Here is a 25664-nt window from a genome sequence, read left to right as displayed (position 1 = left end):
CAGGCTCAATGTTTTTACCTCGATTCCAGGGAGCCGAAATGAACCGCTTTGTGATTGCCGATCCCGAGTGGTGTATAGGATGCAATACCTGCCTTGCCGCCTGCTCGGATGTGCATAAAAGCCAGGGACTGCAACACCATCCCCGGCTGACACTCGTGCGCACCCCCACCAAAACCGCGCCGATACTGTGCCGCCACTGTGACGACGCGCCATGCAAACAGGTGTGTCCGGTTAATGCCATTTCGTTTCGGGATGATGCCGTTTATCTCAACGAAACGCTGTGCATTGGCTGCAAACTGTGTGGGCTGGTGTGTCCGTTCGGGGCGATCACGCCCGCCGGCAGCCGCCCGCTTAATATTCCCGCCCGTTACGAGCATCACATTGCCGAAGAACAACTGCGCGATGTACCCGGCAGTGCGCCCAACGATCACCCCTTTTTACGCTGGAACGCGGGGGTGCAAACCATCGCAGTGAAATGCGATCTCTGCGACTTTCTGCCCGAAGGCCCAGCCTGTGTACGGGCTTGCCCCACGCAGGCGCTGCATCTGGAAACGGAAAACACACTGCATAAACAGCTCAAGGCCCGTCGGGAGCTGGCCGCGCTGAGTTCAACCGATGTGACCTTCCCTCCTCTTCCCTCTTCGCCGGAGCAACGCTAATGGATGCCCTGCAATTATTGATGTGGTCAATCGTGGTGTACGTCGCCGGAGGCTTCCTGTCGTTGTTGCTTGCCCGCAGTCAGGAACTGGCGATCAACGTCGCCGGGATCGCCGCCATGCTCGGCGGCGTGCTGGGGATCGCCAGCGCCCTGAGCGCGTTGCACGGCGGCGTGCCGCTGAGTTTTCAGGCCATCGGCCCGTTTGATTTCGCCCATTTCGTGGTGCGCATGGATAACCTGAGCGCCTTTATGGTGCTCGTTATCTCACTGCTGGTCACGCTGTGCGGGCTCTATTCACTGGCCTATGTGCGGGAATACATCGGCAAGGGTGCCGGGGCGATGGGCTTTTTTATGAACCTGTTTATCGCCTCAATGGTCGGTCTGGTGGTGATGGATAACGCGTTCTGGTTCATCGTGCTGTTTGAAATGATGTCCCTCGCCTCGTGGTTTTTGGTTATCACTGACCAGGATGAAGAGTCGATCCGCGCCGGGATGCTCTACTTCTTTATCGCCCATGCCGGGTCGGTACTGATTATGATCGCCTTCTTCCTGATGTGGCGGCAGAGCGGCAGCCTCGATTTCGCCAGTTTCCGCACACTCACGCTTGAACCGGGCACCGCGTCAGCGGTCTTCCTGCTGGCCTTTTTCGGTTTTGGCGCCAAAGCCGGGATGTTACCGCTGCACAGTTGGCTGCCGCGCGCCCACCCGGCTGCACCATCGCACGCGTCAGCGCTGATGTCGGGCGTGATGGTGAAAATTGGTATCTTCGGCATTATCAAAGTCGGTATCGACCTGCTCGGTCACAGCGGTATTCCGTTATGGTGGGGCGTGGTGGTGCTGGCTTTTGGCGCGGTGTCGTCGGTGCTTGGCGTGCTCTACGCGCTGGCAGAGCACGACATCAAACGCCTGCTGGCATGGCACACCGTCGAGAACATCGGCATCATTTTGCTGGGCGTCGGCGTCGGCATGGCGGGCATCGCTTTACATCAACCGGTGATTGCCGCCATCGGCCTGCTCGGCGCGCTGTTCCACCTGCTTAACCACGCACTGTTTAAAGGCCTGCTGTTTCTGGGCGCAGGCGCAATCATCTTTCGTCTGCATACCCGCGATATGGAAAAAATGGGGGCGCTCGGTAAACGGATGCCGTGGACAGCCGGCGCATTTCTGGTGGGCTGTCTCGCCATTTCCGCGATGCCGCCGCTGAACGGCTTTATCAGCGAGTGGTACACCTATCAGTCGCTGTTCTCCCTGACCCGCATTGACGCCATCATCCCGCGCCTCGCCGGCCCCATTGCCATTGTGATGCTGGCGATCACCGGTGCGCTGGCGGCAATGTGTTTTGTGAAAGTTTACGGCGTCAGTTTTTGCGGCAATGCGCGCAGTGAAAAAGCCGATCAGGCACGCGAAGTACCGTGGCCGATGGTTGCCGCCATGTCCGTGCTGGCGCTGCTGTGCGTCGTGCTCGGCGTGGGCGCAAGCTGGGTAGCCCCGCAATTAATGCATATCGCGCTGAGCTTAACGCCACCAGCAATGCTTGCCGCCGCCGAAGGCGCAACGCTTATCCCCGGAGATGCGCAGCAAGCGATGCTGACGCCTTCCACCGTGTTCCTGCTGTTACTGCTTTTGCCCCTGCTGCCCGGCGTGCTGTGGTTTCTCAACCGCCAGACGCGCGGCGCGTTTCGCCGCAGCGGCGATGCCTGGGCCTGCGGTTACGCGTGGGAAAAAGGCATGGCCCCTTCCGCTAGCAGCTTTACCCAGCCGCTGCGCGTGATGTTCGGCCCGCTTTACCAGCTACGTAAACAGCTCGATCCGGCTCAGCCCTTACAGCGCAGCCTGGGCGGTATTACGCAGGCGGCAACGCGCACAGAGCCGTTCTGGGACGAGAAAATTATTCGCCCGCTGGTCAGCGCGACGCAGCGCGTGGCCCGCGTGGTGCAGTACCTGCAAAGCGGCGATTTCCGGCTCTACTGCCTGTATGTGATTGCCGCGCTGGTGATCCTGCTGCTGACGATCGCGCTGTGAGGAGGAGACAACAATGTTAGAACAGACATCTGCGTGGTCACTCGGGCTATTTGCCCTCTGCCAGGCAGCCCTATTGCTGGCGCTGACGCCGCTGTTTACCGGGGTTTCCCGGCAAATCCGCGCCCGCATGCACTCCCGAAAAGGGCCGGGGATCTGGCAGGATTATCGCGACTTACAAAAGCTGCTGAAACGCCAGGCTGTCGCACCGGCTTCCTCCGGCCTGATGTTTCGCGCCATGCCGTGGGTGTTGCTCAGCAGCATGCTGCTGGTGGCGATGACGCTGCCGCTGTTTATCCGTACCGCGCCGTTTGCCGGAGCGGGCGACTTAATCACCCTGATTTATCTCTTTGCCCTGTTCCGTTTCTTCTTTGCCCTTTCCGGGCTGGATACCGGCAGCCCCTTCTCCGGCCTCGGCGCCAGCCGCGAGCTGACGCTGGGAATTCTGGTGGAGCCGATGCTGATCCTTTCGCTGCTGGTGCTGGCGTTACTGGCGGGTTCCACCCAAATCAGCGCCATCAGCAACACGCTGGCGGCGGGCTGGATGTCACCGGTCGCCACCTTTTTAGCGCTGCTGGCTTGCGGGTTCGCCTGCTTTATTGAGATGGGCAAAATCCCGTTCGACGTCGCGGAAGCGGAGCAGGAGTTGCAGGAAGGTCCACTGACCGAATACTCCGGCGCGGGTCTGGCACTGGTGAAATGGGGCGTCGGCCTGAAACAGGTCGTGATGGCCTCGCTGTTGCTGGCGCTGTTTTTCCCCTTCGGCAATGCCGTCACGCTCAGCGTGGGCGCGATGGCGCTGTCGCTGGTGATCACGCTGCTGAAACTGCTGGTGGTGTTTGTGCTGGCCTCGGTGGTGGAAAACTCGCTGGCGCGCGGGCGCTTTTTGCTGACGCACCGCCTGACCTGGCTCGGCTTCAGTCTGGCTGCGCTGTCCTATGTCCTCTGGTTAACCGGTTTGTAAGGAGCGCGGAAAAATAATGGAAACTCTTGCTCTGACGACGCTGCTGCTGCCCTTTATCGGCGCGCTGGTCGTCTCGCTTTGCCCACGGAAAACCGCGCCGCAGCTTGCCACGCTCTTCGCGCTTCTGGCAACGCTTGCCACCGTGCTGCTGGCCTGGCGCTTTTACCAAGCAGGCAGTGAAACCGCGGATATGCCGCTGCTGGCGGCGGGTCAGGTGGTGCTGTTTGGTCTGTTAGTCGACCGCATCAGCACCCTGATCCTGTTTGCGGTGGTGTTTCTTGGCCTGCTGGTGGCGCTCTATTCGACCGGTTACCTGACGCGCAGCAACCGCGAGCATCCGCACGACGGCAGCAACCGTTATTACGCGTTCCTGCTGGTGTTTATCGGCGCGATGTCCGGTTTAGTGCTCTCCTCCACGCTGCTCGGGCAACTGCTGTTTTTCGAGATCACCGGCGGCTGTTCCTGGGCGCTGATTAGTTATTACCAGAGCGAAAAATCCCAGCGCGCGGCGATGAAAGCGCTGCTTATTACGCACGTTGGTTCGCTTGGCCTTTATCTGGCGGCGGCCACGCTGTTTTTGCATACCCACACTTTTGCCCTGAGCGCCATCAGTCAGCTACAAGGCCCGGCGGCCTATCTGGTGTATGGCGGCATTCTGTTTGCCGCGTGGGGCAAATCCGCCCAGTTGCCGTTACAAGCCTGGCTGCCGGATGCGATGGAAGCACCAACCCCGGTGAGCGCTTACTTACACGCCGCGTCCATGGTGAAAGTGGGTGTCTACATTTTTGCCCGCGCAATCGCCGAAGGCGGGCACATTCCCCACACCATCAGCTGGATTGGTGTCGGCATGGCGACGCTGACGCTGGTATACGGCTTTTTGATGTACCTGCCGCAAAAAGATATGAAACGGCTGCTGGCCTGGTCGACCATCTCGCAACTGGCATGGATCTTCCTCGCCCTGTCGCTGTCGACCTTCGGTTCACCGCTGGCCTTCAAAGCGGGGATTGTTTACATCTTCAACCACGCCTTTGCCAAAAGCCTGTTTTTCCTCGTGGCGGGCGCACTCAGCTACAGCTGCGGTACGCGTCTGTTGCCGCGCTTGCGCGGGGTAATGAAGACATTGCCGCTGGCGGGCATTGGCTTTTGCGTTGCCGCGCTGGCGATCACCGGCGTGCCGCCGTTTAACGGTTTCTTCAGTAAATTCCCCCTCTTCGCCGCCGGGTTTGCCCTGTCGAATGACGCCCCGATTTTACTGGCGGTAATGATTCTGGCGCTGGTGGAATCCGTCGCCAGCTTCGGCTGGTTTATTTACTGGTTCGGGCGCGTGGTGCCAGGTGAGCCGAGCGAAGAAGTGGCGCAGGCCGCACCGCTGCCGTACGCGATGAAACTGGTGCTGGTGATTCTGATTGTGATGTCGCTGTGCTCAAGCGTGATCGCTGCGGCGTGGCTTGGATAAGGGAGTCGATAATGACGGGAACACTGCTTGTTAACAACCTGGCGGGGCTGATGATGTTCACCTCGCTGCTGGTCACCTGCGCCAGACGCTACTCCGTCTCCTGCTGGTTGTATGCCCTGCAATCGCTGGTGCTGGTCTCTATCTTTTTTACCCTGTCGCAGTTGCTGGACGCCGAACAGTTGCTGATGTGGTCGTTCAGCGCGTTCTTCACCAAAGTGCTGCTGGTGCCGCTGATCATGGGCTACGCCTTTCGCAAGATGGCGCAATCCGGCGTTGGAGAACGGCTGTTTGGCCCGGCCACGCTGGTGCTGATGGCAGCGGCAATTGTGCTGCTGTGCTGGTTTGTGGTGCGCCCGGTGCAGTTACCGATGATCGCCCAGCTCAAACCGGCGCTCGCCGTTGCGCTCGGTCACTTCCTGCTTGGGCTGCTGTGCATTATCAGCCAGCGCAATATTTTGCGGCAGATCTTCGGCTACTGCCTGATGGAGAACGGCTCGCACCTGGTGCTGGCGCTGCTCGCCTGGCGCGCGCCGGAGCTGGTGGAGATTGGCATCGCCACCGACGCCATTTTCGCGGTGATTGTGATGGTGCTACTGGCACGGAAAATCTGGCGCACCCACGGCACGCTGGATGTCAACACGCTGACGGCGTTGAAGGGGTAACACCATGAGCCATACCTTGATGTTCACGTTGTTACTGCTGACGCCGCTGCTGGTTTCTGCGCTGTGTTTCGCCTGCCGCCTGAGCGGCAATGCCGCGCGCACGCTGGTTACGGTGGTGCATACGCTGGGGATTGCGCTGCTGCTGGTTATCGCCCTGTGGACGGTCGCGGAAGCGGTGCGCGAAGGGGAAATTTTCGCCGCCAGCCACTGGTTGCATATCGACAGCCTGAGCGGGCTGTTCCTGTCGCTGCTGGGCGTTATCGGTTTTATCACCGGCCTCTACTCGATTGGCTATATGCGCCATGAAGTTGATCACGGTGAGATCAGCGTGCCGACGCTCTGTTACTACTACGGTTTTTTTCACCTGTTCCTGTTCACCATGCTGCTGGTGGTCACCAGCAATAACCTGATTGTGATGTGGGCGGCGATCGAAGCCACTACGCTCAGTTCCGCTTTTCTGGTCGGTATTTACGGGCAGCGCTCGTCGCTGGAAGCGGCATGGAAATACATCATCATCTGTACCGTTGGCGTGGCGTTTGGCCTGTTCGGTACGGTGCTGGTGTACGCCAATGCCGCCAGCTTTATGGCGCAGCCTGATCACGCCATTTTCTGGACCGAAGTGCTGAAAGAGAGCGGCCAGCTCGACCCGACGCTGATGGTGCTGGCGTTTGTGTTTGTGCTGATTGGTTTTGGTACTAAAACCGGGCTGTTCCCGATGCACGCCTGGCTGCCGGACGCGCACAGCGAAGCGCCGAGCCCGGTGAGCGCCCTGCTCTCGGCGGTGCTGCTCAACTGCGCCCTGCTGGTGCTGATCCGCTACTACATCATTATTTGTCATGCTATCGGGGACAGTTTCCCCAACCGGCTACTGCTGATTTTTGGCCTGCTGTCGGTGGGCGTCGCCGCGTTCTTCATTCTGGTGCAACAGGATATGAAACGCCTGCTGGCTTATTCCAGCGTGGAAAACATGGGGCTGGTAGCTGTTGCGCTCGGCATCGGCGGCCCGCTCGGTATTCTGGCGGCGCTGCTGCACACGCTCAATCATAGTCTGGCGAAAACGCTGCTGTTCTGCGGCTCCGGCAATGTGCTGCTGAAGTACGGCACCCGCAATATGGATGTGGTGTGCGGGATGCTGAAAGTGATGCCGTTTACCGCCGTGCTGCTCGGCGGCGGCGCGCTGGCGCTGGGCGGTATGCCGCCATTCAATATTTTCCTCAGTGAGTTTATGACCGTCACCGCCGGGCTGGCGGCGGAACATCTCGCCGTCACAATCCTGCTGCTGGTGTTACTGACGCTGGTGCTTGGCGGGCTGGTGCGCATGGTGGCGAAAGTGCTGTTCGCCACGCCGCCGCAGCAGGTGGCAACCGGCGAGCTGGGCTGGCTCACTACCGCGCCGATGGTGATTTTACTGGTGATGATGCTGGTGATGGGTACGCATATTCCTCAGCCGGTCAGCCGGTTACTGGCCAGCGCTGCCACCATCGTGCAGCAAAACAATGATGATCATCCCACCCAGCTTAGCTGGCTGTGGGCCAATTTTGATACCACCGCCGCATCGGCAACGCCGTCGCATCGTCAGGGAGAGTGAAAGTGAGTTATTTAGCAAGCGTGAATCTCCAGCAACCTCGCGGCAACGCCTGTCTTGCTGCATTGAAGGCGCAGTTTCCCGGCGCGGTGCTGGACGAGGAGCGCCAGACCTTCGAACAAGTCACTATAACGGTCAAAATCAATCTGTTGCCGGACATCGTGCACTACCTCTATTACCAGCATGACGGCTGGTTACCGGTGCTGTTCGGCAATGATGAACGTACCCTGAATGGTCATTACGCGGTCTACTACGCGCTGTCGATGGAAGGTGCGGAAAAGTGCTGGATTGTGGTGAAAGCGCTGGTCGATGCCGACACGCGCGAGTTCCCGTCGGTGACGCCGCGTGTACCCGCCGCGGTATGGGGCGAACGTGAGATCCGCGATATGTACGGTCTGATCCCGGTCGGTTTGCCGGATCAGCGCCGCCTGGTGCTACCGGATGACTGGCCGGACGATCTGCACCCGCTGCGCAAAGACACCATGGATTACCGTCTGCGCCCGGAACCTACCAGCGACACGGAAAACTACACCTTTATCAACGATGGCGGCAATTCCGCGCGCATTGTGCCGATAGGCCCGCTGCATATCACCTCGGATGAGCCGGGGCATTTCCGTTTGTTTGTCGATGGTGAACGGATTGTCGATGCCGATTACCGCTTGTTTTATGTCCATCGCGGCATGGAGAAGCTGGCGGAAACCCGCATGGGCTACAACGAAGTGACGTTCCTGTCGGACAGGGTTTGCGGCATTTGCGGCTTTGCCCACAGCGTGGCTTACACCACCTCGGTGGAAAACGCGCTCGGCATTGTGGTGCCGCAGCGGGCGCACACCATCCGTTCGGTGCTGCTGGAAGTGGAACGGCTGCACAGCCATCTGCTCAACATCGGTCTTTCCAGCCACTTTGTCGGTTTTGATACCGGTTTTATGCAGTTTTTCCGCATCCGCGAAAAATCGATGACCATGGCAGAGTTGCTCACCGGTTCGCGCAAAACCTACGGTCTGAATCTGATTGGCGGTATCCGCCGCGACATTCTCAAAGAGCAGCGCGTCAAAACCATTCAACTGGTGAAAGAGATGCGCGCGGAAGTGGCGCAACTGGTCGATATGCTGCTCTCCACGCCCAACATGGCGCAGCGCACCCAGGGGGTGGGCATTCTTGACCGCCAGGTCGCACGCGATTTCAGCCCGGTCGGGCCGCTGATCCGCGGCAGCGGTTTTGCCCGCGATTTACGTTTCGATCATCCGTACGCCGACTACGGCAGCCTGCCGAAAACGCTGTTTACCTGGCCGGATGGCGACGTCTTTTCACGCGTTATGGTGCGGGTGAAAGAGGTGTTCGATTCGCTGGCAATGATTGAGTTTGCCCTTGATAACCTGCCGGATACGCCGCTGCTGACCGAAGGGTTCAGCTATCAGCCGCATAAATTCGCCCTCGGTTATGTGGAAGCGCCACGCGGCGAAGATGTGCACTGGAGCATGCTCGGCGACAACCAGAAACTTTACCGCTGGCGCTGTCGCGCGGCGACCTACGCCAACTGGCCGGTGCTGCGTTATATGCTGCGCGGCAATACCGTTTCCGATGCGCCGCTGATTATCGGCAGCCTCGATCCCTGCTATTCGTGTACCGACCGCGTGACGCTGGTGGATGTGCGCAAGCGTAAATCGACAACCGTGCCCTACAAAGAGATCGAACGTTACGGCCTTGAACGTCGCCACTCGCCGCTGAAGTAAGGAAAGAAACGATGCTGAAATTGTTGAAAACCATTCTCAGAGCGGGCGAGCCGACGGTGAAATACCCGTTCGCACCGCTGGAGGTGTGCCCGGGGTTTCGCGGCAAACCGGAACTCGACCCGCAGCAATGCATCGCTTGCGGCGCCTGTACCACCGCCTGTCCGGCGAACGCGCTCACGCTGGAAACGGATGCCGGGGAGAACAGCCGCGTCTGGCAACTGTTCATCGGCCGCTGCATCTACTGCGGGCGCTGCGAAGAGGTGTGCCCGACGCGGGCGATCCGTCTGTCGGAAGAGTTTGAACTGGCGGTCACTAACAAAGCCGATCTGTATGTGCGCGCCACCTTCCGCCTGCAGCACTGTAGCGAATGCGGCGTGCCGTTCGCGCCAGAAAAATCCGTGGCGCTGGCGGTGGAACTGCTGGCCCTGAACCAAAACGCACCGCACCAGCTTGAGAACCTGCGGGCGCAAGCCTCTCTCTGCCCGGCGTGCCGCCGACGCGCGGCACTGGAGCATCGCGGCAGCGTTAACGTGCACTATTACCTGAAGGAGCAAGCATGAGTTCCGACCTGAAAGTGCTGAACCAGCATGTCAGCCAGCCGGTGCCGCTCGAGGAATCCGCGCAGAAAATGAAGCAGCTACTGCTGCGCGATATCCAGCGTTCTGCCTACGTTTATCGCGTCGATTGCGGCGGCTGCAACGGGTGTGAAATCGAAATTTTTGCCGCCATTACGCCGCTGTTTGACGCGGAACGCTTTGGCATCAAAGTGGTGGCTTCGCCGCGTCACGCGGATATTTTGCTGTTTACCGGCGCGGTCACGCGCGCCATGCGCATGCCTGCCCTGCGCGCCTGGGAATCGGCACCGGATCATAAAATCGCCATCTCCTATGGCGCATGCGGCGTCGGCGGCGGGATTTTTCACGATCTCTACTGCGTGTGGGGCGGCAGCGACACCATTGTGCCGATTGATGTGTGGATCCCCGGCTGCCCGCCGACGCCAGCGGCGACCATCCACGGTTTTGCGGTGGCGCTTGGCTTGCTGGAGCAAAAACTGCACGCCGTCGACCATCAACAAGCGGCAGATGAAATTGCCAGCGTACGCTGGCCGACACTGCCACTGGCATTGCGCGTGACCCTTGAACGGCTGGCGCGCCAGCTGGCGGGTTATCGCCAGGGACGCGAGATCACCGACCAGCTCTTCGCTTTATTAACCGCAGGCGATCCCGCGCAGGCTACGCTGCGGGTAAATAACTGGCTGCAACAGGCGGCGGACCCGCGTCTGACCTCCATCGTGCAGCAACTGATGAACGAGCTGGAGCGTGCCCATGTCTGAGCAGCAAGCGAAAGTGATGTTCTGGATGCTGCGGCAGAAGTTTGTCGATAACAGCGTCGAACTGGAAGAAAAAAGTCGCCAGGTGATGTACTACTCGCTGGCGATTGGTCATCACGTTGGGGTGATCGACTGCCTCAACGTGGCGCTCGAATGCCCGCTTGATGAGTATCAGCACTGGCTAACGTTAATCGATGACGCGGATGCCAGGCGCAAAATGCAGGGGTTATTAACCTTTGGCGAAATTGTCATCGATGCCAGCCACGTGAATACGCTGGCACCGACATGCGTGCAGTTATCAAAAACAGCAGAAGAACCCTGGCGGAGCTGGAGCCGCCAGTTGCTGCAACATTTACAGGATATGGCGCATGAACCGGCGATCTATCTGATGGTGCGGCTGTTGCGCTGAATGATTCATCACATAAATATCACCCCAGTGATTTATACGTGAAGCTTGTAACACTACAAAAATAAGGGGTAATGTACTATTTACGCTCACTATTAAGGGCGACGTATCCATGATCTTACGGCAGTTGCTGGAACAGAATACTCACACTTCGTTACTCCGGGCGTTTATCCCTTTACCGCCGCCTTTCAGCCCCGTCCAGTTTATCGAATTACGCTTAAATAACGCCCACTTCTGGCGCTGCTTTGATGATGGCAGCGTCGAAACCAGCGAGCGTGAATACGGCGGAAAAGTCAGCGACAGTTCGCTGCACCTTATTCTGCTGGCGCAAAGTGAGGCGCTGGAGTTGCGTTTTGCCCGTACCGATAGCGGCCAGTTCACGGAGCAGGACAACACGATGTTTAGCTGGCTGGCGCGGCTGGCAAGCCAGGCGCTGGAAACACAACTTTCTCAGGTGGCGTTGAGCGAGTCGATCGAAACGCTGCGTGAAGAGCGCGACCATGATCGGGTGCTGGTGGACATTACCAACTCGGTGCTTTCGCATCTGGATCTTGACGATCTGATCGCCGATGTTTCGCAGGAAATTCACCGCTTTTTCGGTATCGATAATGTCCGCGTGGTTCTGCGCGACACGCTGCACTCCCGCCAGCTTATTTGCCATGCCACCCACTTTCCCAGCTGCCCGCCGGAAACCGAGCGCTTTGCGCTGCGCAGTGATAGCCCGGTGGTGCTGGCGGCGCTCAATGAAAATCAGGGCGCACTGCTGCACCAGGCGCAGGATGCCGGGTTATGGCAGCGCGATCCGGTATTGCAACAGCTATTGATGCAGGGGTTAAACGTGGTATTTATTTTGCCACTGACCTTCAGCCACCACGCACCTGGCGTGCTGTTGCTGGCGCACCGGGACGCCTCAATTTTCAGTGAGCAAAACTGTCGATTATTGCAGCAAATTGCCGACAGAATTGGCATTGCCGTCGATAATGCCGACGCCTACCGGCAGGTGATCCATTTAAAAGAGAATCTGAACAGCGAAAACCGCAAACTGAACGAGCAAATCGCCTCCAGCCAGAGTTTTGGCGACATCATTTACCAGAGTGATGCCATGCGCGACGTGCTTCAGCAGGTCAATATTGTGGCACTGAGCGACAGTACGGTGCTGATCCTCGGTGAAACCGGCACCGGCAAGGAGATCATCGCCCGCGCGCTGCACCAGATGAGCCCGCGCAAAGACAAACCGCTGGTGAAAATCAACTGTGCCGCCATTCCCGCCAGCCTGCTGGAAAGCGAGCTGTTTGGTCACGATAAAGGCGCTTTCACCGGGGCGATTAATGCCCATCGCGGGCGCTTTGAGATGGCTGATGAAGGCACACTGTTCCTCGATGAAATTGGCGATATGCCGCTTGAGCTGCAACCGAAGCTGTTGCGGGTGTTGCAGGAGCGCGAGATCGAACGCATCGGCGGTACGAAAACCATTCCGGTTAACGTACGGGTGATTGCCGCCACCAACCGCGATCTGCGCCAGATGGTGATTGATCGCGAATTCCGTAACGATCTGTTTTACCGCCTGAATGTGTTTCCGCTGGTGCTGCCGCCGCTACGCGAGCGGCCGGACGATATTCCGCTGCTGGCGCGTTATTTCACGCAAAAACTGGCGCGCCGCCTCAATCGCACCATTGATACCATTCCCGCCGATACTATCCAGCAACTGATGCGCTATGAGTGGCCCGGCAACGTGCGCGAGCTGGAAAACGTCATTGAACGCGCGGTACTGCTGGCGCGCGACAACACCTTAAACCTGCATCTGCACGCCCAGCCCGTCAGCATGGTGCAGCCGGTTAGCCACGATCCCTTCCCCTTCACGCTGCCCAAAGTGGCGGAGATGATGCGCCCGGAGCCGCCGGAAAATGACGAAGCGGAACGCCAGCAAATTATTCAGGTGCTGCGCGAAACCAACGGCATTGTCGCCGGGCCGCGCGGCGCGGCCGCCAAACTCGGCATGAAACGCACCACGCTGTTATCGCGAATGCAGCGTCTCGGTATCGCCGTGCGCGAAGTGCTGTAACCCCCTTCGGGTTCTGTGAACCCGCTAACGCTCTCTGGTTTGTCGCTGGTATGCGCTATGCATAAGACGGCGGGTGTCTACTATGCATTGAATCAGGAGAATCAAATGGATACCGGCAACGCGTTTGACCTGCGACTTCCTGCGGAAATGGCAAAAGTCGCCGAGCAGTCTGGATTGTATAAAGTCAGCAAACGAAAAGAGCTGTCGTTCTTCCTCGCGATTACTGCGGGCGTGTTTATCTCAATTGCGTTTGTGTTTTACATCACCGTTACCGCCGGGCCTGCGCCTGCGACCGCGCTGGCGAAGCTGGCGGGCGGCGTCTGTTTTTCCCTCGGGCTGATTCTGGTGGTGGTCTGCGGGGCGGATCTCTTTACCTCAACCGTGCTGACGGTGATGGCGAAAGCCAGCGGGTTGATTAGCTGGCGGCAACTGTTTACCAACTGGGTGATCGTCTATTTCGGCAACCTCGTGGGTGCGCTGTTTTTTGTGGCGTTGATTTGGTTTGGCGGCCAGGCCATGAACAGCAACGGTTTGTGGGGGCTGAATGTGTTGCAAACCGCTGACCATAAAATGCACCACACCTTTATCGAAGCGGTGTGCCTGGGCACGCTGTGCAATTTAATGGTCTGTCTGGCGGTGTGGATGAGTTATTCCGGCCATACGTTGACGGATAAAATCATGGCGATGTTGCTGCCAATCGGCATGTTTGTCGCCAGCGGTTTTGAGCACAGCATCGCCAACATGTTTTTGCTGCCGCTGGCGGTGATCATTCGTGACTTTTCACCACAGAGTTTCTGGACGGCGGTACACAGCTCGCCAGATAACTTCCCGGCGCTGACCATCAGTAACGTGATTACCGATAACCTGCTGCCAGTGACGATTGGCAATATTATCGGCGGCGGCGTGCTGGTGGGGGTGACGTACTGGATTATCTATCTGCGTCATCAGAACGACACGCATTGAGGAGAATGCAGGGCGGCAAGCTGTCTGCCGCCCTGCAAGATTACTCTTCTGACACCGGCGGCGAATCCGGCCAGGCGTGGATCACCGCCTGAATCAGCGTCGCCAGCGGAATAGCAAAAAAGACGCCCCAGAAGCCCCACAGCCCGCCGAAGATAATCACCGATAAAATGATCACCAGCGGGTGCAGGTTAACCGCTTCGGAGAACAGCACCGGCACCAGCAGGTTGCCATCCAGCCCCTGAATAATCAGATAAACGGCAAAGCAGCTCCAGAACTCGGTGCCAAGACCGAACTGGAACAGCGCCACGCCAACCACCGGAATGGTGACGACAAACGCGCCGATATAGGGGATCAGCACCGAGAAGCCGACCAGCACCGCCAGCAGCAGGGAGTAGTTGAGACCAAACAGGATAAAACCGATCCAGGTGGCGACGCCGACGACAATCATCTCCAGCACTTTGCCACGGATGTAGTTGGTGATTTGCTGGTTCATCTCTTTCCACACCTGGCCTGCCAGCCCACGGTTGCGCGGCAGCACGCGGCGCACGGCATTGAGCATCTGCTCTTTATCTTTTACCAGGAAGAAAACCATCAGCGGCACCAGCACCAGATAGACCGCCAGCGTCAGCAACCCGACCAGTGAGGCGAGCGAATATTTCACCACGGAATCGCCCATTGTCAGCATGCGGGAGCGCATGTTTTCCGCCATCGCATCGATGATCCCCGCATCCATTAACGCCGGGTAACGGCGCGGTAAGGTGGCGGCAAAATCAGAGAGCTTGCTTAACATGCCGGGCATATCACGGATCAGGTAAATCCCCTGCTGCCAGGCAACCGGCATCACCACAAACGCCATCACCAGCAGGATGCCGACAAACAGCACCAGAACTATTGTGGCAGCCCAGGTACGCGAACAGCCGATACGTTGCAGACGTGCGGTTGGCCATTCAAGCAGGTAAGCGATCACCAGCGCTACCAGCAGCGGCGCAAGAAGGCCGCTGAAGAAGAAGAGAATACAGAACCCCGCGAGCAGAATGACCAGCAGCGCAATCGCCTCCGGATCGCTGAAGCGGCGGCGATACCACTGCATTAACATTTCGAGCATAACGTTCCTTTATGAACCTCTTGAGCGGGGGTAAGGAGTGGAATTGTATCGAAATGTCACAAAAAAGACTTCGCTTTTCGTATCCTTTGCGGGAAACATAGCAATCCACTGAATACAATGTTTTTCATCCCTAAAGGCGGCTACACTCGAAGGCCGGTGAGCCGGAACGACGCCGCCGAAAGCAGGTCAACAGTGTGTCACCCCAAATACAGGAAAGAGGTTATGTTCAGGCAGTTGAAACGAACGCTGGTCGCAACCCTGATTGCTGCACTCAGTGCAGGTAGCGTTGCCCCGGCATGGGCTGATTCGATAGACAGCACGTTGCCGGATATGGGCACCTCGGCGGGAAGCACGCTCTCCATTGGTCAGGAGATGCAGATGGGCGACTATTACGTTCGCCAGCTTCGCGGCAGCGCGCCACTGATTAATGATCCGCTGCTGGTGCAGTACATTAATTCCCTCGGTATGCGTCTGGTGGCGCACGCGGATTCGGTCAAAACCCCTTTCCACTTCTATCTCGTCAATAACGACGAGATCAACGCCTTCGCCTTTTTTGGTGGCAATGTGGTGCTGCACTCCGCGCTGTTCCGTTATACGGATAACGAGAGCCAACTGGCCTCGGTGATGGCGCACGAAATCTCCCACGTCACCCAGCGCCACCTGGCGCGCGCGATGGAAGACCAAAAACGCAACGCGCCGCTGACCTGGGCGGGCGTACTGGGTTCCATTTTGCTGGCGATGGCTAACCCGCAAGCCGGGATGGGCGCGCTCACCGGCACGCTGGCCGGAACACAGCAAGGGCTTATCAGTTTTACCCAGCAGAACGAACAGGAAGCGGACCGCATCGGTATTCAGGTACTGCAACGCGCCGGGTTCGATCCACAAGCGATGCCGACCTTCCTCGAAAAACTGCTGGATCAGTCGCGCTACTCCACGCGCCCGCCGGAAATTTTGCTGACGCACCCGTTGCCGGAAAGCCGCTTGTCGGATGCGCGCAACCGCGCCAATCAGATGCGTCCGGTGGTGGTGCAATCATCCGAAGAGTTCTACATGGCGAAAGCCAGAACGCTGGGCATGTACAACTCCGGGCGTAACCAGCTCACCAGTGACCTGCTGGATGGCTGGTCGAAAGGCAACGTACGTGAACAACGCGCGGCGCAATATGGTCGGGCGTTACAGGCAATGGAAGCGAAAAATTACGCCGAGGCGGCAAAAATCTTGCAGCCGCTGCTGAACGCCAGCCCGAACAATGCCTGGTATATCGACCTGGCGACCGATATCGATTTAGGGCAGAACAAAAGCGCGGACGCCATTAAACGCCTCAATGGTGCCAGCGAACTGAAAACTAACCCGGTGCTACAACTCAACCTGGCGAACGCTTACCTGGAAGGTGGTCAGCCCGCGGAAGCCGCGCGCATTCTTAACCGTTACACCTTTACGAATAAAGAGGATGTCAACGGCTGGGATTTACTGGCGCAGGCCGAAGCGGCACTGAATAACCGCGATCAGGAACTGGCCGCGCGTGCCGAAGGGTTAGCGCTGGTAGGCAAGCTGGATCAGGCGATCACCTTGCTAAGCAGCGCCAGTTCGCAGGTGAAACTCGGTAGCCTGCAACAGGCACGTTACGATGCGCGAATTGACCAGCTACGCGAGTTGCAGCAACGGTTCAAGCCGTACCAGAAAATGTAATAAGGAGAAGAGATGTCAGAGACGGTGAAGATTTACCATAACCCACGCTGCTCAAAGAGCCGCGAAACGCTGGCGCTGCTGAAGGAAAACGGCGTTGAGCCAGAAGTGGTGCTCTACCTCGAGACGCCGCCGGACGTGGCAACGGTGCAAAAACTGCTGAAAATGCTCGGTATGTCCAGCGCGCGCGAACTGATGCGCAGCAAAGAAGATCTCTATAAAGAATTACAGCTTAGCGATAGCGCACTGACGGAAGCGCAACTGGTGCAGGCGCTGGTGGATAACCCGAAACTGCTTGAACGCCCGATTGTCGTTAGCCACGGCAAAGCACGAATCGGTCGCCCGCCGGAGCAGGTGCTGGAGATTTTGTAGCATTAAAAAACCCTCGCCGCGTGGCGAGGGTTCAGAGTTTAAGGATCTCTTTGACAAACGGAATGGTCAGCTTGCGCTGGGCGGTGATCGACGCGCGATCCAGCTCATCCAGCGTATCGAACAGCGTGCGCATTTCTCTGTCCAGCCGCTTTAACAAAAACCGCCCCACGTCTTCCGGCAGTTCAAACCCGCGGATCCGCGCCCGCAGTTGTAAGGCTTGTAATTTGTCTTCGTCAGAGAGCGGTTGCAGCTTGTAGATTTGCCCCCAGTCCAGCCTTGAGGCCAGATCCGGCAACCCCAGATTGAGCTGGCGCGGCGGTCTGTCGCCGGTTATCAGCAAGCGGGTTTTGCCCTGTTCCAGAATGCGATTGTAGAGGTTGAAAATCGCCATCTCCCACGGCTCGTCACCGGCCACGCATTCGATATTGTCGATACACACCAGCGAGAGTTGCTCCATCCCATCCAGCACTTCCGGTACAAACCAGGTGCGCTTATCGAGCGGCACATAGCCTACGGCATCGCCGCGCTGGGAGAGTTCGGCACACGCGGCATGCAGCAAATGGCTGCGGCCCGCGCCTTCACGTGACCAGAAATAGATGTATCCGCTGTGCGCCTGGCGCAGAACGTTTTGCAGTGCCGCCAGTAAAGAGGGGTTATCACCCGGCCAGAAACTCGCAAAGGTTTCATCATCGGGTAAGTACAATGGCAGGGAGAGCTGTGCCGGCGTGTTCAGAGGTACCTCAACAAGGCTTACAAAAAACGCAGTGAGTCTATCACAAAATGTTGCAAGGTTTGAACCGGGCGCGAGGCCCGGTTCAATTCTGCACGATGTTTACGACTTCGCGACGTCATCTTCTGGCGCGTCCAGCACCACTTCTTCCGGGCGCAGTACGCTAATCAGTTTAAAGATCAGGCTCAGACCCACACCGACGATCGTCGCCAGCGCCATGCCTTTCAATTCAGCCGCGCCAATGTGCACTTTCGCGCCGCTAACGCCGATGATCAGGATAACGGAGGTGAGGATCAGGTTTTGCGCTTTGCTGTAATCCACTTTCGATTCGATCAGCACGCGGATACCGGAAGCGCCGATTACCCCGTACAGCAGCAGGGAAACACCGCCCATTACCGGCACCGGGATAATCTGGATAGCCGCCGCCAGTTTACCGACGCAGGAGAGCAGAATGGCGAAAATCGCCGCGCCGCCAATCACCCAGGTGCTGTACACGCGGGTAATCGCCATCACGCCGATGTTCTCACCGTAGGTGGTGTTCGGCGTAGAGCCGAAGAAACCGGAGATGATGGTTGAAAGGCCGTTGGCGAACATGGAGCGGTGCAAACCCGGATCGCGGATCAGATCTTTTTTGACGATATTCGCCGTCACCACCAGGTGACCGACGTGCTCGGCAATCACCACCAGCGCCGCAGGCAGAATGGTGAAAATGGCAAACCACTCAAAACGCGGCGTGTAAAACGTTGGCAGCGCGAACCAGTGCGCCTGAGCAATCGGCGTGGTATCGACAACGCCCATCGCGAAGGAGAGCGCATAACCCGCCAGCACGCCAATCAGGATCGGGATAATCGCCAGAAAGCCGCGGAACAGCACCGAGCCAAACACCGTCACGCCCAGCGTCACCAGCGAGATAATCACGGTTTTGGAATCCGCAGACTGCCCTTCCGCAGGCAGCAGACCGGCCATGTTCGCCGCCACACCCGCCAGTTCCAGACCGATGACGGCAACGATTGCGCCCATCGCCGCAGGCGGGAACATCACATCCAGCCAGCCGGTGCCCGCTTTTTTCACAATGAACGAGACGATGCAGAACAGCACGCCGCACATAATGAACCCGCCGAGCGCCACTTCGTAGCCCAGCGGCAGCAACAGCAGTACCGGGGAGATAAACGCAAAGCTGGAGCCTAAATAGGCCGGAATTTTCCCTTTACAGATAAAGATATACAGCAGCGTTCCGACACCATTGAACAGCAGCACGGTGGCCGGGTTAATGTGGAACAGGATTGGCACCAGCACGGTTGCGCCGAACATGGCGAACAGATGCTGTAAACTAAGCGGGATCGTCTGCAAAAGCGGCGGTCTTTCACTTACCCCGATAGCACGGCGCGTCATAGTGTTTTCCTCTGAGTGTTGTTGTTGTCCACCCGTCCAAAACGGCGGGCAGTGTTATGAATTCCAAAAAAAAGCCGACTATCAAAGTCGGCTTTCGATTTCTTATCAGTTACTTCGTACCAAAGATTTTGTCGCCGGCGTCGCCGAGGCCCGGAATAATGTATCCGTGCTCATTCAGCCCCTGGTCAATCGACGCGGTGTACAGCTCAACATCCGGGTGCGCTTTTTCCAGCGCCGCCAGCCCTTCCGGCGCGGCAACCAGCACCAGCACTTTAATACTGTGGCAACCGGCATTTTTCAGCAGGTCGATGGTAGCGATCATCGAACCACCGGTCGCCAGCATCGGGTCAACAACCAGCGCCATGCGCTCGTCGATGTTGGATACCAGTTTCTGGAAGTACGGTACCGGCTCCAGCGTCTCTTCATTACGGTAGATACCCACTACGCTGATGCGCGCGCTCGGTACGTGCTCCAGCACGCCTTCCATCATGCCCAGACCTGCGCGCAGGATCGGCACTACGGTGATTTTCTTACCTTTAATTTGATCAACCTGTACCGGGCCATTCCAGCCTTCGATGGTCACTTTTTCCGTTTCCAGATCGGCCGTTGCTTCATAGGTCAGCAGGCTGCCCACTTCTGAGGCGAGTTCACGAAAGCGTTTGGTGCTGATGTCGTTCTCTCGCATCAGACCCAGCTTGTGTTTGACGAGTGGGTGTTTTACTTCCACGACCTTCATACTCTTCTCCTTTCCCCTGACAGGTGGCAGCCACAAAAAAAATCGCCGGATTATACCGCTTTTTCTCCGTTGCGCTACAGGAAGGCGCTTGATCGCGATCAATCAGACTGGAAAAGAGTATATCGCAAGAATCCGCCGCGCCCTTAAATAATGGACTCGCAAACGTTTGCCTTGGCTGTTAGAATTGCGCCGAATTTTATTTCTACCGCAAGTAAACGCGTGGGGACCCAAGCAGTGACCGATAAAACCTCTCTCAGCTATAAAGATGCCGGTGTTGATATCGACGCGGGCAATGCTCTGGTTGACCGAATCAAAGGCGTGGTGAAGAAAACCCGTCGCCCGGAAGTGATGGGCGGTTTGGGCGGCTTCGGTGCGCTGTGCGCGCTGCCGCAAAAATATCGTGAGCCAGTACTGGTTTCCGGCACTGACGGCGTGGGCACAAAACTGCGTCTGGCAATGGATCTGAAACGTCACGACACCATTGGTATCGATCTGGTGGCAATGTGCGTTAACGATCTGGTGGTACAGGGCGCTGAGCCGCTGTTCTTCCTCGACTATTACGCCACCGGCAAGCTGGATGTTGATACTGCCGCCAGCGTGATCAACGGCATCGCCGAAGGCTGCCTGCAATCTGGCTGTGCGCTGGTTGGCGGCGAAACGGCGGAAATGCCGGGCATGTACCACGGTGAAGATTACGATGTCGCCGGTTTCTGCGTCGGTGTGGTAGAAAAATCAGAAATCATCGACGGCTCGAAAGTGGCTGACGGCGATGTGCTGGTCGCACTGGCTTCCAGCGGCCCGCACTCCAATGGCTATTCGCTGGTGCGTAAAGTGCTCGAAGTGAGCGGTGCCGATCCGCTGGCTACGCAACTGGAAGGCAAACCGCTGGCCGATCACCTGCTGGAACCGACCCGCATTTATGTGAAGTCCGTGCTGGAGCTGATTGAAAATGTCGATGTCCACGCTATCGCCCACCTGACCGGCGGCGGTTTCTGGGAAAACATTCCGCGCGTACTGCCGGATAACACCCAGGCGGTAATTAATGAGTCCTCCTGGCAGTGGCCGGCCGTGTTTAACTGGCTGCAAAACGCCGGCAACGTGAGCCGCCACGAAATGTACCGCACCTTTAACTGCGGCGTTGGTATGGTAATTGCGCTGCCTGCGGCTGAAGCCGATAAAGCCATCACTCTGCTGAATGCGAAAGGTGAAAAGGCGTGGAAAATCGGTATCATCAAAGCATCCGATTCCAGTGAGCGTGTGGTTATTGAATGAAAAACATCGTGGTGCTGATTTCCGGTAACGGAAGCAATTTGCAGGCAATTATCGACGCCTGCAAACAGAAGAAAATCAACGGCACCCTGCGGGCAGTATTCAGTAATAAGGCCGACGCGTTCGGCCTTGAACGTGCGCGGGAAGCCAATATTCCCGCCCATGCGCTGAGCGCAGATCAGTTCGCCAGCCGCGATGCGTTTGACCGCGAGCTGATGCAGGAAATCGACGCCTACGCCCCGGATGTGGTGGTGCTGGCGGGTTATATGCGTATCCTCAGCCCGGCGTTTGTCGCGCATTACGCCGGACGTCTGCTGAATATCCACCCTTCCCTGTTGCCAAAATATCCCGGCCTTCACACGCACCGCCAGGTGCTGGAAAACGGTGATGAAGAACATGGTACCAGCGTGCATTTTGTTACCGATGAGCTGGACGGTGGCCCGGTGATTTTGCAAGCCAAAGTGCCGGTGTTCGAAGGTGATACGGAAGAAGAGATCACCGAACGCGTGCAGTCACAGGAACATGCGATTTACCCGCTGGTGGTCAGCTGGTTTGTTGATGGCCGCCTGAAAATGGACAGCAACAGCGCGTGGCTGGATGGTGTGCGCCTACCGCCTGAAGGCTATGCGGCCGACGAATAATTACTGCAATTTATCGCTTTTCACCCTGCCCGCCGTGGCAGGGTTTCTTTCCTCTTCCCCTGCTAAAAGAAAAAGTTACTTTATTTCCATCACCTTAGATGCGAAAAACGGATTACTGTCATACTTTTTTGGCACAGTTGGACATCTGACGGCAAAGCTCGCCATAATAAGTTGTGTCATACGAAGGGACGCCAGCAACGTTCACCTGTCAGTCAGGGCACCGCGAGAGCGAGAAGGATTTGCCGTGTCCCGAGCAAGAACCGGAGTGTAAACAGGAATGGGTCAGGAAAAGTTATATCTCGAAAAAGAACTAAGCTGGTTGTGCTTCAATGAACGTGTTCTCCAGGAAGCCGCCGACAAAAGTAACCCGCTTATCGAACGCATGCGTTTTTTGGGGATCTATTCCAACAACCTCGACGAATTTTATAAAGTCCGTTTTGCTGAACTGAAACGCCGCTTAATCATTAGCGAAGAGCAAGGCGTTACCACGAATTCCCGCCATCTGCTGGGCAAGATCCAGTCTCGCGTACTGAAAGCCGATCAGGAGTTCGACAGTCTGTACAACGACCTGCTGCTGGAGATGGCGCGTAATCAAATTTTCCTGATTAACGAACGTCAGCTTTCGCAAAACCAGCAGAGCTGGCTGCGCAATTACTTCAAACAATATTTGCGCCAGCACATTACCCCGACGCTGATTAACCGCGAAACCAACCTGGTACGCTTCTTAAAAGATGATTACACCTACCTGGCGGTAGAGATTATTCGCGGCGACGAAATCCGCTACGCGCTGCTGGAGATCCCGTCAGATAAAGTGCCGCGCTTTGTTAACCTGCCGCCGGAAACGCCGCGCCGTCGCAAACCGATGATCCTGCTGGATAACATTCTGCGTTACTGCCTGGATGATATCTTTAAAGGCTTCTTCGATTATGACGCGCTGAACGCCTACTCGATGAAAATGACCCGTGACGCCGAATATGACCTGGTGCACGAAATGGAGTCGAGCCTGATGGAGCTGATGTCCTCCAGCCTGAAACAGCGTCTGACCGCCGAGCCGGTACGATTTGTTTATCAGCGCGATATGCCCGATGCCATGGTCGAGATGCTGCGTGAAAAGCTGACTATCTCCCGTTATGACTCCATTATTCCCGGCGGGCGTTATCACAACTTCAAAGACTTTATTGGTTTTCCGAATGTCGGCAAAGCCAACCTCGTCAACAAACCGATGCCGCGTCTGCGCCACATTGGCTTTGATAAGTTCCGCAACGGTTTTGACGCCATTCGCGAACGCGATGTGCTGCTCTATTATCCGTACCACACCTTTGAACACGTGCTGGAGCTGCTGCGCCAGGCGTCGTTCGACCCGAGCGTGCTGGCGATCAAAATCAACATTTACCGCGTGGCGAAAGATTCGCGCATTATCGATTCGATGATCCACGCCGCGCATAACGGTAAAAAAGTCACCGTGGTGGTGGAGTTGCAGGCGCGTTTCGACGAGGAAGCCAACATTCATTGGGCGAAGCGGCTGACGGAAGCGGGCGTGCAGGTGATCTTCTCGGCGCCGGGCTTAAAAATTCACGCCAAACTGTTCCTCATTTCCCGTATGGAAGGGGAAGAGATCGTGCGCTATGCGCACATCGGTACCGGCAACTTTAACGAAAAAACCGCGCGGCTTTATACGGACTACTCACTGATCACGGCCGATGCGCGCATCACCAATGAAGTGCGCCGGGTATTCAACTTTATTGAAAACCCCTACCGCCCGGTGAGCTTCGATTATTTGCTGGTGTCGCCGCAGAACTCGCGCCGCCTGTTGTACGATATGATCGACACGGAGATTGCTAACGCGCAGGAAGGTAAACCTTCCGGCATTACGCTGAAGCTGAATAACCTTGTCGATAAAGGGCTGGTGGACAGGCTGTATACCGCCTCCAGTTCCGGCGTGCCGGTGAACCTGCTGGTGCGCGGCATGTGTTCACTTATTCCGCAACTGGAAGGCATCAGCGAAAATATTCGTGTCACCAGTATCGTTGATCGTTATCTTGAGCACGATCGCATCTATATTTTTGAGAACGGCGGCGATAAACGCGTTTATCTCTCCTCCGCAGACTGGATGACACGTAACATCGATTACCGTATCGAAGTGGCCGCACCGCTGCTCGATCCGCGCCTTAAACAGCGCGTTCTGGATATCATTGATTTGCTTTTAAGTGATACCGTGAAAGCCAGGTACATCGATAAAGAACTGAGTAATCGCTATGTGCCGCGCGGCAACCGTCGTAAAGTGCGCGCACAACTGGCGATTTACGACTACATCAAATCACTCGAACAGCCCGACTAACCTATGCCGATACAAGAAAAGACGCCACGACCGGAGGAATTTGCCGCGGTCGATCTGGGTTCAAACAGTTTCCATATGGTCATTGCGCGTGTGGTCGACGGCGCAATGCAGATCATTGGCCGCCTGAAACAGCGCGTGCACCTGGCTGATGGTCTGGACAGCAATAACATGCTGAGCGAAGAGGCAATGGAGCGCGGGCTGGCTTGCCTGTCGCTGTTCGCCGAACGCTTGCAGGGCTTTGATCCGGCAAGCGTGTGCATTGTCGGTACGCACACGTTGCGCCAGGCACTGAACGCCACCGAATTTCTTAAACGCGCGGAAAAGGTAATCCCCTACCCGATTGAAATCATTCCGGGCAATGAAGAAGCGCGCCTGATTTTTATGGGCGTGGAACATACACAGCCGGAAAAAGGCCGCAAGCTGGTAATCGATATCGGCGGCGGTTCTACCGAATTGGTGATCGGTGAAGATTTCGAGCCGAAGCTGGTGGAAAGCCGCCGTATGGGCTGCGTGAGCTTTGCGCAGATGTACTTTATGGGCGGCACGATTAACGGCGAAAACTTCCGCCGCGCGCGCATGGCGGCAACACAAAAGCTGGAGTCGCTGGCGTGGCAGTTCCGCATTCAGGGCTGGAATGTTGCGCTTGGCGCATCCGGTAGCATTAAAGCCGCCCACGAAGTGCTGATCGCCTCCGGCGAGAAAGATGGCTTTATCACCCCGGAACGGCTGGAGAAGCTGGTCGCCGAAGTGCTGAAGTACAAAAGTTTCAGCGAACTGAGTCTGCCAGGCCTTTCCGAAGAGCGTAAAGCGGTGTTTGTGCCGGGGCTGGCTATTCTTTGCGGCGTGTTCGATGCGCTGGCGATCCGCGAGCTGCGCCTTTCCGACGGCGCACTGCGTGAAGGCGTGCTGTATGAGATGGAAGGTCGTTTCCGCCACCAGGATATTCGCAGCCGCACCGCGCAGAGCCTCGCCAGCCAGTACAATATCGACCGCGAGCAGGCGCGTCGTGTGCTGGAAACCACCACTCAGATTTACGATCAGTGGCTGGAGCAAAACCCGAAGCTCGCTAACCCGCAACTGGCGGCGTTGCTGAAATGGGCAGCGATGCTGCACGAAGTAGGGCTCAATATTAACCACAGCGGGATGCACCGCCATTCGGCGTACATTCTGCAAAACAGCGATCTACCCGGTTTTAATCAGGAGCAACAGCTGATGATGGCGACGCTGGTGCGCTGCCACCGTAAGGCTATCAAGCTTGATGATTTGCCGCGCTTTACGCTGTTTAAAAAGAAGCAGTATTTGCCGCTGGTGCAAATCTTACGGCTTGGCGTGCTGCTGAATAACCAGCGCCAGGCGACCACCACGCCGCCGACACTGCGCCTGACTACCGATGCTAATCACTGGACGCTCAGCTTCCCGTACGACTGGTTCAGCCAGAACGCGCTGGTGTTGCTGGATCTGGAAAAAGAGCAGGAATACTGGGAAGCCGTGACTGGCTGGCGACTGAAAATCGAAGAAGAGCACTCTCCGGAAGTGGCGGCCTGAGCCGCCCGTTCG

Annotated in this window: 22 protein-coding genes; 18 read left to right on the top strand and 4 right to left on the bottom strand. The window is 57.2% G+C overall.

What is annotated here, in order from left to right:
• Positions 1 to 38: 38 nt before the first annotated feature.
• The 12 genes from AAIG26_RS07495 to focA all read left to right on the top strand — a co-directional run bounded on the left by AAIG26_RS07495 (position 39) and on the right by focA (position 13838).
• Positions 39 to 659 (top strand): 4Fe-4S dicluster domain-containing protein, encoded by a 621-nt coding sequence (locus tag AAIG26_RS07495; protein WP_045510338.1) that lies wholly within the window; start codon positions 39 to 41, stop codon positions 657 to 659.
• Positions 659 to 2680: a hydrogenase 4 subunit B gene (gene hyfB, locus AAIG26_RS07490; RefSeq protein ID WP_343180388.1), complete on the top strand. Its 2022-nt coding sequence runs from the start codon at positions 659 to 661 to the stop codon at positions 2678 to 2680. The genes AAIG26_RS07495 and hyfB overlap by 1 nt, the downstream gene beginning before the upstream one ends.
• Positions 2681 to 2693: 13 nt before the next feature.
• Positions 2694 to 3641, top strand: a complete 948-nt coding sequence (locus AAIG26_RS07485) for a respiratory chain complex I subunit 1 family protein (RefSeq protein ID WP_044489443.1) — start codon at positions 2694 to 2696, stop codon at positions 3639 to 3641.
• Positions 3642 to 3657: 16 nt separating this feature from the next.
• Positions 3658 to 5097, top strand: a complete 1440-nt coding sequence (locus tag AAIG26_RS07480; protein WP_269230583.1) for a hydrogenase 4 subunit D — start codon at positions 3658 to 3660, stop codon at positions 5095 to 5097.
• A gap of 11 nt (positions 5098 to 5108) precedes the next feature.
• Positions 5109 to 5759, top strand: a complete 651-nt coding sequence (gene hyfE / locus AAIG26_RS07475) for a hydrogenase 4 membrane subunit (protein WP_017458953.1) — start codon at positions 5109 to 5111, stop codon at positions 5757 to 5759.
• Positions 5760 to 5763: 4 nt separating this feature from the next.
• Positions 5764 to 7347, top strand: coding sequence for a hydrogenase 4 subunit F (gene hyfF, locus AAIG26_RS07470; protein ID WP_343180387.1), 1584 nt, complete (start codon positions 5764 to 5766; stop codon positions 7345 to 7347).
• A 20-nt stretch (positions 7348 to 7367) separates the two neighbouring features.
• Complete coding sequence (locus AAIG26_RS07465; RefSeq protein WP_114413887.1) at positions 7368 to 9077, top strand: hydrogenase large subunit; 1710 nt, start codon at positions 7368 to 7370, stop codon at positions 9075 to 9077.
• Positions 9078 to 9088: 11 nt separating this feature from the next.
• The gene (gene hyfH, locus AAIG26_RS07460) at positions 9089 to 9637 is read left to right on the top strand and encodes a hydrogenase 4 subunit H (RefSeq protein WP_020454686.1); all 549 of its coding nucleotides are present in this window, start codon (positions 9089 to 9091) and stop codon (positions 9635 to 9637) included.
• Positions 9634 to 10410 (top strand): NADH-quinone oxidoreductase subunit B family protein, encoded by a 777-nt coding sequence (locus AAIG26_RS07455; protein ID WP_020454687.1) that lies wholly within the window; start codon positions 9634 to 9636, stop codon positions 10408 to 10410. The genes hyfH and AAIG26_RS07455 overlap by 4 nt, the downstream gene beginning before the upstream one ends.
• Positions 10403 to 10816, top strand: a complete 414-nt coding sequence (locus AAIG26_RS07450) for a formate hydrogenlyase maturation HycH family protein (protein WP_322555162.1) — start codon at positions 10403 to 10405, stop codon at positions 10814 to 10816. Before AAIG26_RS07455 ends, AAIG26_RS07450 begins: the two co-directional genes overlap by 8 nt.
• 109 nt (positions 10817 to 10925) lie before the next feature.
• Positions 10926 to 12875 (top strand): sigma 54-interacting transcriptional regulator, encoded by a 1950-nt coding sequence (locus AAIG26_RS07445; protein WP_343180386.1) that lies wholly within the window; start codon positions 10926 to 10928, stop codon positions 12873 to 12875.
• Positions 12876 to 12980: 105 nt separating this feature from the next.
• The gene (gene focA, locus AAIG26_RS07440; protein ID WP_017458960.1) at positions 12981 to 13838 is read left to right on the top strand and encodes a formate transporter FocA; all 858 of its coding nucleotides are present in this window, start codon (positions 12981 to 12983) and stop codon (positions 13836 to 13838) included.
• A gap of 40 nt (positions 13839 to 13878) precedes the next feature.
• Here focA and AAIG26_RS07435 read toward each other — a convergent pair whose 3' ends face one another.
• The gene (locus tag AAIG26_RS07435; RefSeq protein ID WP_017458961.1) at positions 13879 to 14943 is read right to left on the bottom strand and encodes an AI-2E family transporter; all 1065 of its coding nucleotides are present in this window, start codon (positions 14941 to 14943) and stop codon (positions 13879 to 13881) included.
• A 222-nt stretch (positions 14944 to 15165) separates the two neighbouring features.
• Here AAIG26_RS07435 and bepA point away from each other — a divergent pair, with 222 nt between their 5' ends.
• Positions 15166 to 16632: a beta-barrel assembly-enhancing protease gene (gene bepA / locus AAIG26_RS07430; protein ID WP_097407629.1), complete on the top strand. Its 1467-nt coding sequence runs from the start codon at positions 15166 to 15168 to the stop codon at positions 16630 to 16632.
• 12 nt (positions 16633 to 16644) lie between these two features.
• Positions 16645 to 17001 carry an arsenate reductase (glutaredoxin) gene (gene arsC / locus AAIG26_RS07425; protein ID WP_343180385.1) on the top strand — a complete coding sequence of 119 codons (357 nt, stop codon included), beginning with the start codon at positions 16645 to 16647 and terminating at the stop codon, positions 16999 to 17001.
• Between the two features lie 31 nt (positions 17002 to 17032).
• On the opposite strand, the gene AAIG26_RS07420 is transcribed toward arsC, so the two are convergent.
• From AAIG26_RS07420 to upp, 3 genes are all read right to left on the bottom strand, one after another.
• Positions 17033 to 17734, bottom strand: a complete 702-nt coding sequence (locus tag AAIG26_RS07420; protein WP_065370367.1) for a DnaA inactivator Hda — start codon at positions 17732 to 17734, stop codon at positions 17033 to 17035.
• Between the two features lie 99 nt (positions 17735 to 17833).
• Positions 17834 to 19123, bottom strand: a complete 1290-nt coding sequence (gene uraA, locus AAIG26_RS07415; protein WP_020454693.1) for a uracil permease — start codon at positions 19121 to 19123, stop codon at positions 17834 to 17836.
• Positions 19124 to 19232: 109 nt separating this feature from the next.
• On the bottom strand, positions 19233 to 19859 hold the full coding sequence (upp, locus tag AAIG26_RS07410) for a uracil phosphoribosyltransferase (protein ID WP_017458966.1): 627 nt from the start codon (positions 19857 to 19859) through the stop codon (positions 19233 to 19235).
• A gap of 234 nt (positions 19860 to 20093) precedes the next feature.
• On the opposite strand from upp, the gene purM reads away from it, so the two are divergent.
• From purM to ppx, 4 genes are all read left to right on the top strand, one after another.
• Positions 20094 to 21131: a phosphoribosylformylglycinamidine cyclo-ligase gene (gene purM, locus AAIG26_RS07405; RefSeq protein WP_044489701.1), complete on the top strand. Its 1038-nt coding sequence runs from the start codon at positions 20094 to 20096 to the stop codon at positions 21129 to 21131.
• Complete coding sequence (gene purN, locus AAIG26_RS07400; protein ID WP_045510372.1) at positions 21128 to 21769, top strand: phosphoribosylglycinamide formyltransferase; 642 nt, start codon at positions 21128 to 21130, stop codon at positions 21767 to 21769. The genes purM and purN overlap by 4 nt, the downstream gene beginning before the upstream one ends.
• Before the next feature lie 277 nt (positions 21770 to 22046).
• Positions 22047 to 24107: a polyphosphate kinase 1 gene (gene ppk1 / locus AAIG26_RS07395; protein ID WP_017458969.1), complete on the top strand. Its 2061-nt coding sequence runs from the start codon at positions 22047 to 22049 to the stop codon at positions 24105 to 24107.
• A gap of 3 nt (positions 24108 to 24110) precedes the next feature.
• The gene (ppx, locus tag AAIG26_RS07390) at positions 24111 to 25652 is read left to right on the top strand and encodes an exopolyphosphatase (protein ID WP_020454696.1); all 1542 of its coding nucleotides are present in this window, start codon (positions 24111 to 24113) and stop codon (positions 25650 to 25652) included.
• Positions 25653 to 25664 lie beyond the last annotated feature (12 nt).

It is taken from the genome of Kosakonia sp. PSU_27 (assembly GCF_039409795.1).
Classification (GTDB): domain Bacteria; phylum Pseudomonadota; class Gammaproteobacteria; order Enterobacterales; family Enterobacteriaceae; genus Kosakonia.
This window is presented reverse-complemented; position numbering and strand designations above follow the sequence as displayed.

Bases quoted from the DNA above. Each gene is read 5' to 3' on its own strand.
- AAIG26_RS07495 (WP_045510338.1), top strand. From the start codon at position 39: ATGAACCGCTTTGTGATTGCCGATCCCGAGTGGTGTATAGGATGCAAT.
- hyfB (WP_343180388.1), top strand. From the start codon at position 659: ATGGATGCCCTGCAATTATTGATGTGGTCAATCGTGGTGTACGTCGCC.
- AAIG26_RS07485 (WP_044489443.1), top strand. From the start codon at position 2,694: ATGTTAGAACAGACATCTGCGTGGTCACTCGGGCTATTTGCCCTCTGC.
- AAIG26_RS07480 (WP_269230583.1), top strand. From the start codon at position 3,658: ATGGAAACTCTTGCTCTGACGACGCTGCTGCTGCCCTTTATCGGCGCG.
- hyfE (WP_017458953.1), top strand. From the start codon at position 5,109: ATGACGGGAACACTGCTTGTTAACAACCTGGCGGGGCTGATGATGTTC.
- hyfF (WP_343180387.1), top strand. From the start codon at position 5,764: ATGAGCCATACCTTGATGTTCACGTTGTTACTGCTGACGCCGCTGCTG.
- hyfH (WP_020454686.1), top strand. From the start codon at position 9,089: ATGCTGAAATTGTTGAAAACCATTCTCAGAGCGGGCGAGCCGACGGTG.
- AAIG26_RS07455 (WP_020454687.1), top strand. From the start codon at position 9,634: ATGAGTTCCGACCTGAAAGTGCTGAACCAGCATGTCAGCCAGCCGGTG.
- AAIG26_RS07450 (WP_322555162.1), top strand. From the start codon at position 10,403: ATGTCTGAGCAGCAAGCGAAAGTGATGTTCTGGATGCTGCGGCAGAAG.
- AAIG26_RS07445 (WP_343180386.1), top strand. From the start codon at position 10,926: ATGATCTTACGGCAGTTGCTGGAACAGAATACTCACACTTCGTTACTC.
- focA (WP_017458960.1), top strand. From the start codon at position 12,981: ATGGATACCGGCAACGCGTTTGACCTGCGACTTCCTGCGGAAATGGCA.
- AAIG26_RS07435 (WP_017458961.1), bottom strand. From the start codon at position 14,943: ATGCTCGAAATGTTAATGCAGTGGTATCGCCGCCGCTTCAGCGATCCG.
- bepA (WP_097407629.1), top strand. From the start codon at position 15,166: ATGTTCAGGCAGTTGAAACGAACGCTGGTCGCAACCCTGATTGCTGCA.
- arsC (WP_343180385.1), top strand. From the start codon at position 16,645: ATGTCAGAGACGGTGAAGATTTACCATAACCCACGCTGCTCAAAGAGC.
- uraA (WP_020454693.1), bottom strand. From the start codon at position 19,123: ATGACGCGCCGTGCTATCGGGGTAAGTGAAAGACCGCCGCTTTTGCAG.
- upp (WP_017458966.1), bottom strand. From the start codon at position 19,859: ATGAAGGTCGTGGAAGTAAAACACCCACTCGTCAAACACAAGCTGGGT.
- purN (WP_045510372.1), top strand. From the start codon at position 21,128: ATGAAAAACATCGTGGTGCTGATTTCCGGTAACGGAAGCAATTTGCAG.
- ppk1 (WP_017458969.1), top strand. From the start codon at position 22,047: ATGGGTCAGGAAAAGTTATATCTCGAAAAAGAACTAAGCTGGTTGTGC.
- ppx (WP_020454696.1), top strand. From the start codon at position 24,111: ATGCCGATACAAGAAAAGACGCCACGACCGGAGGAATTTGCCGCGGTC.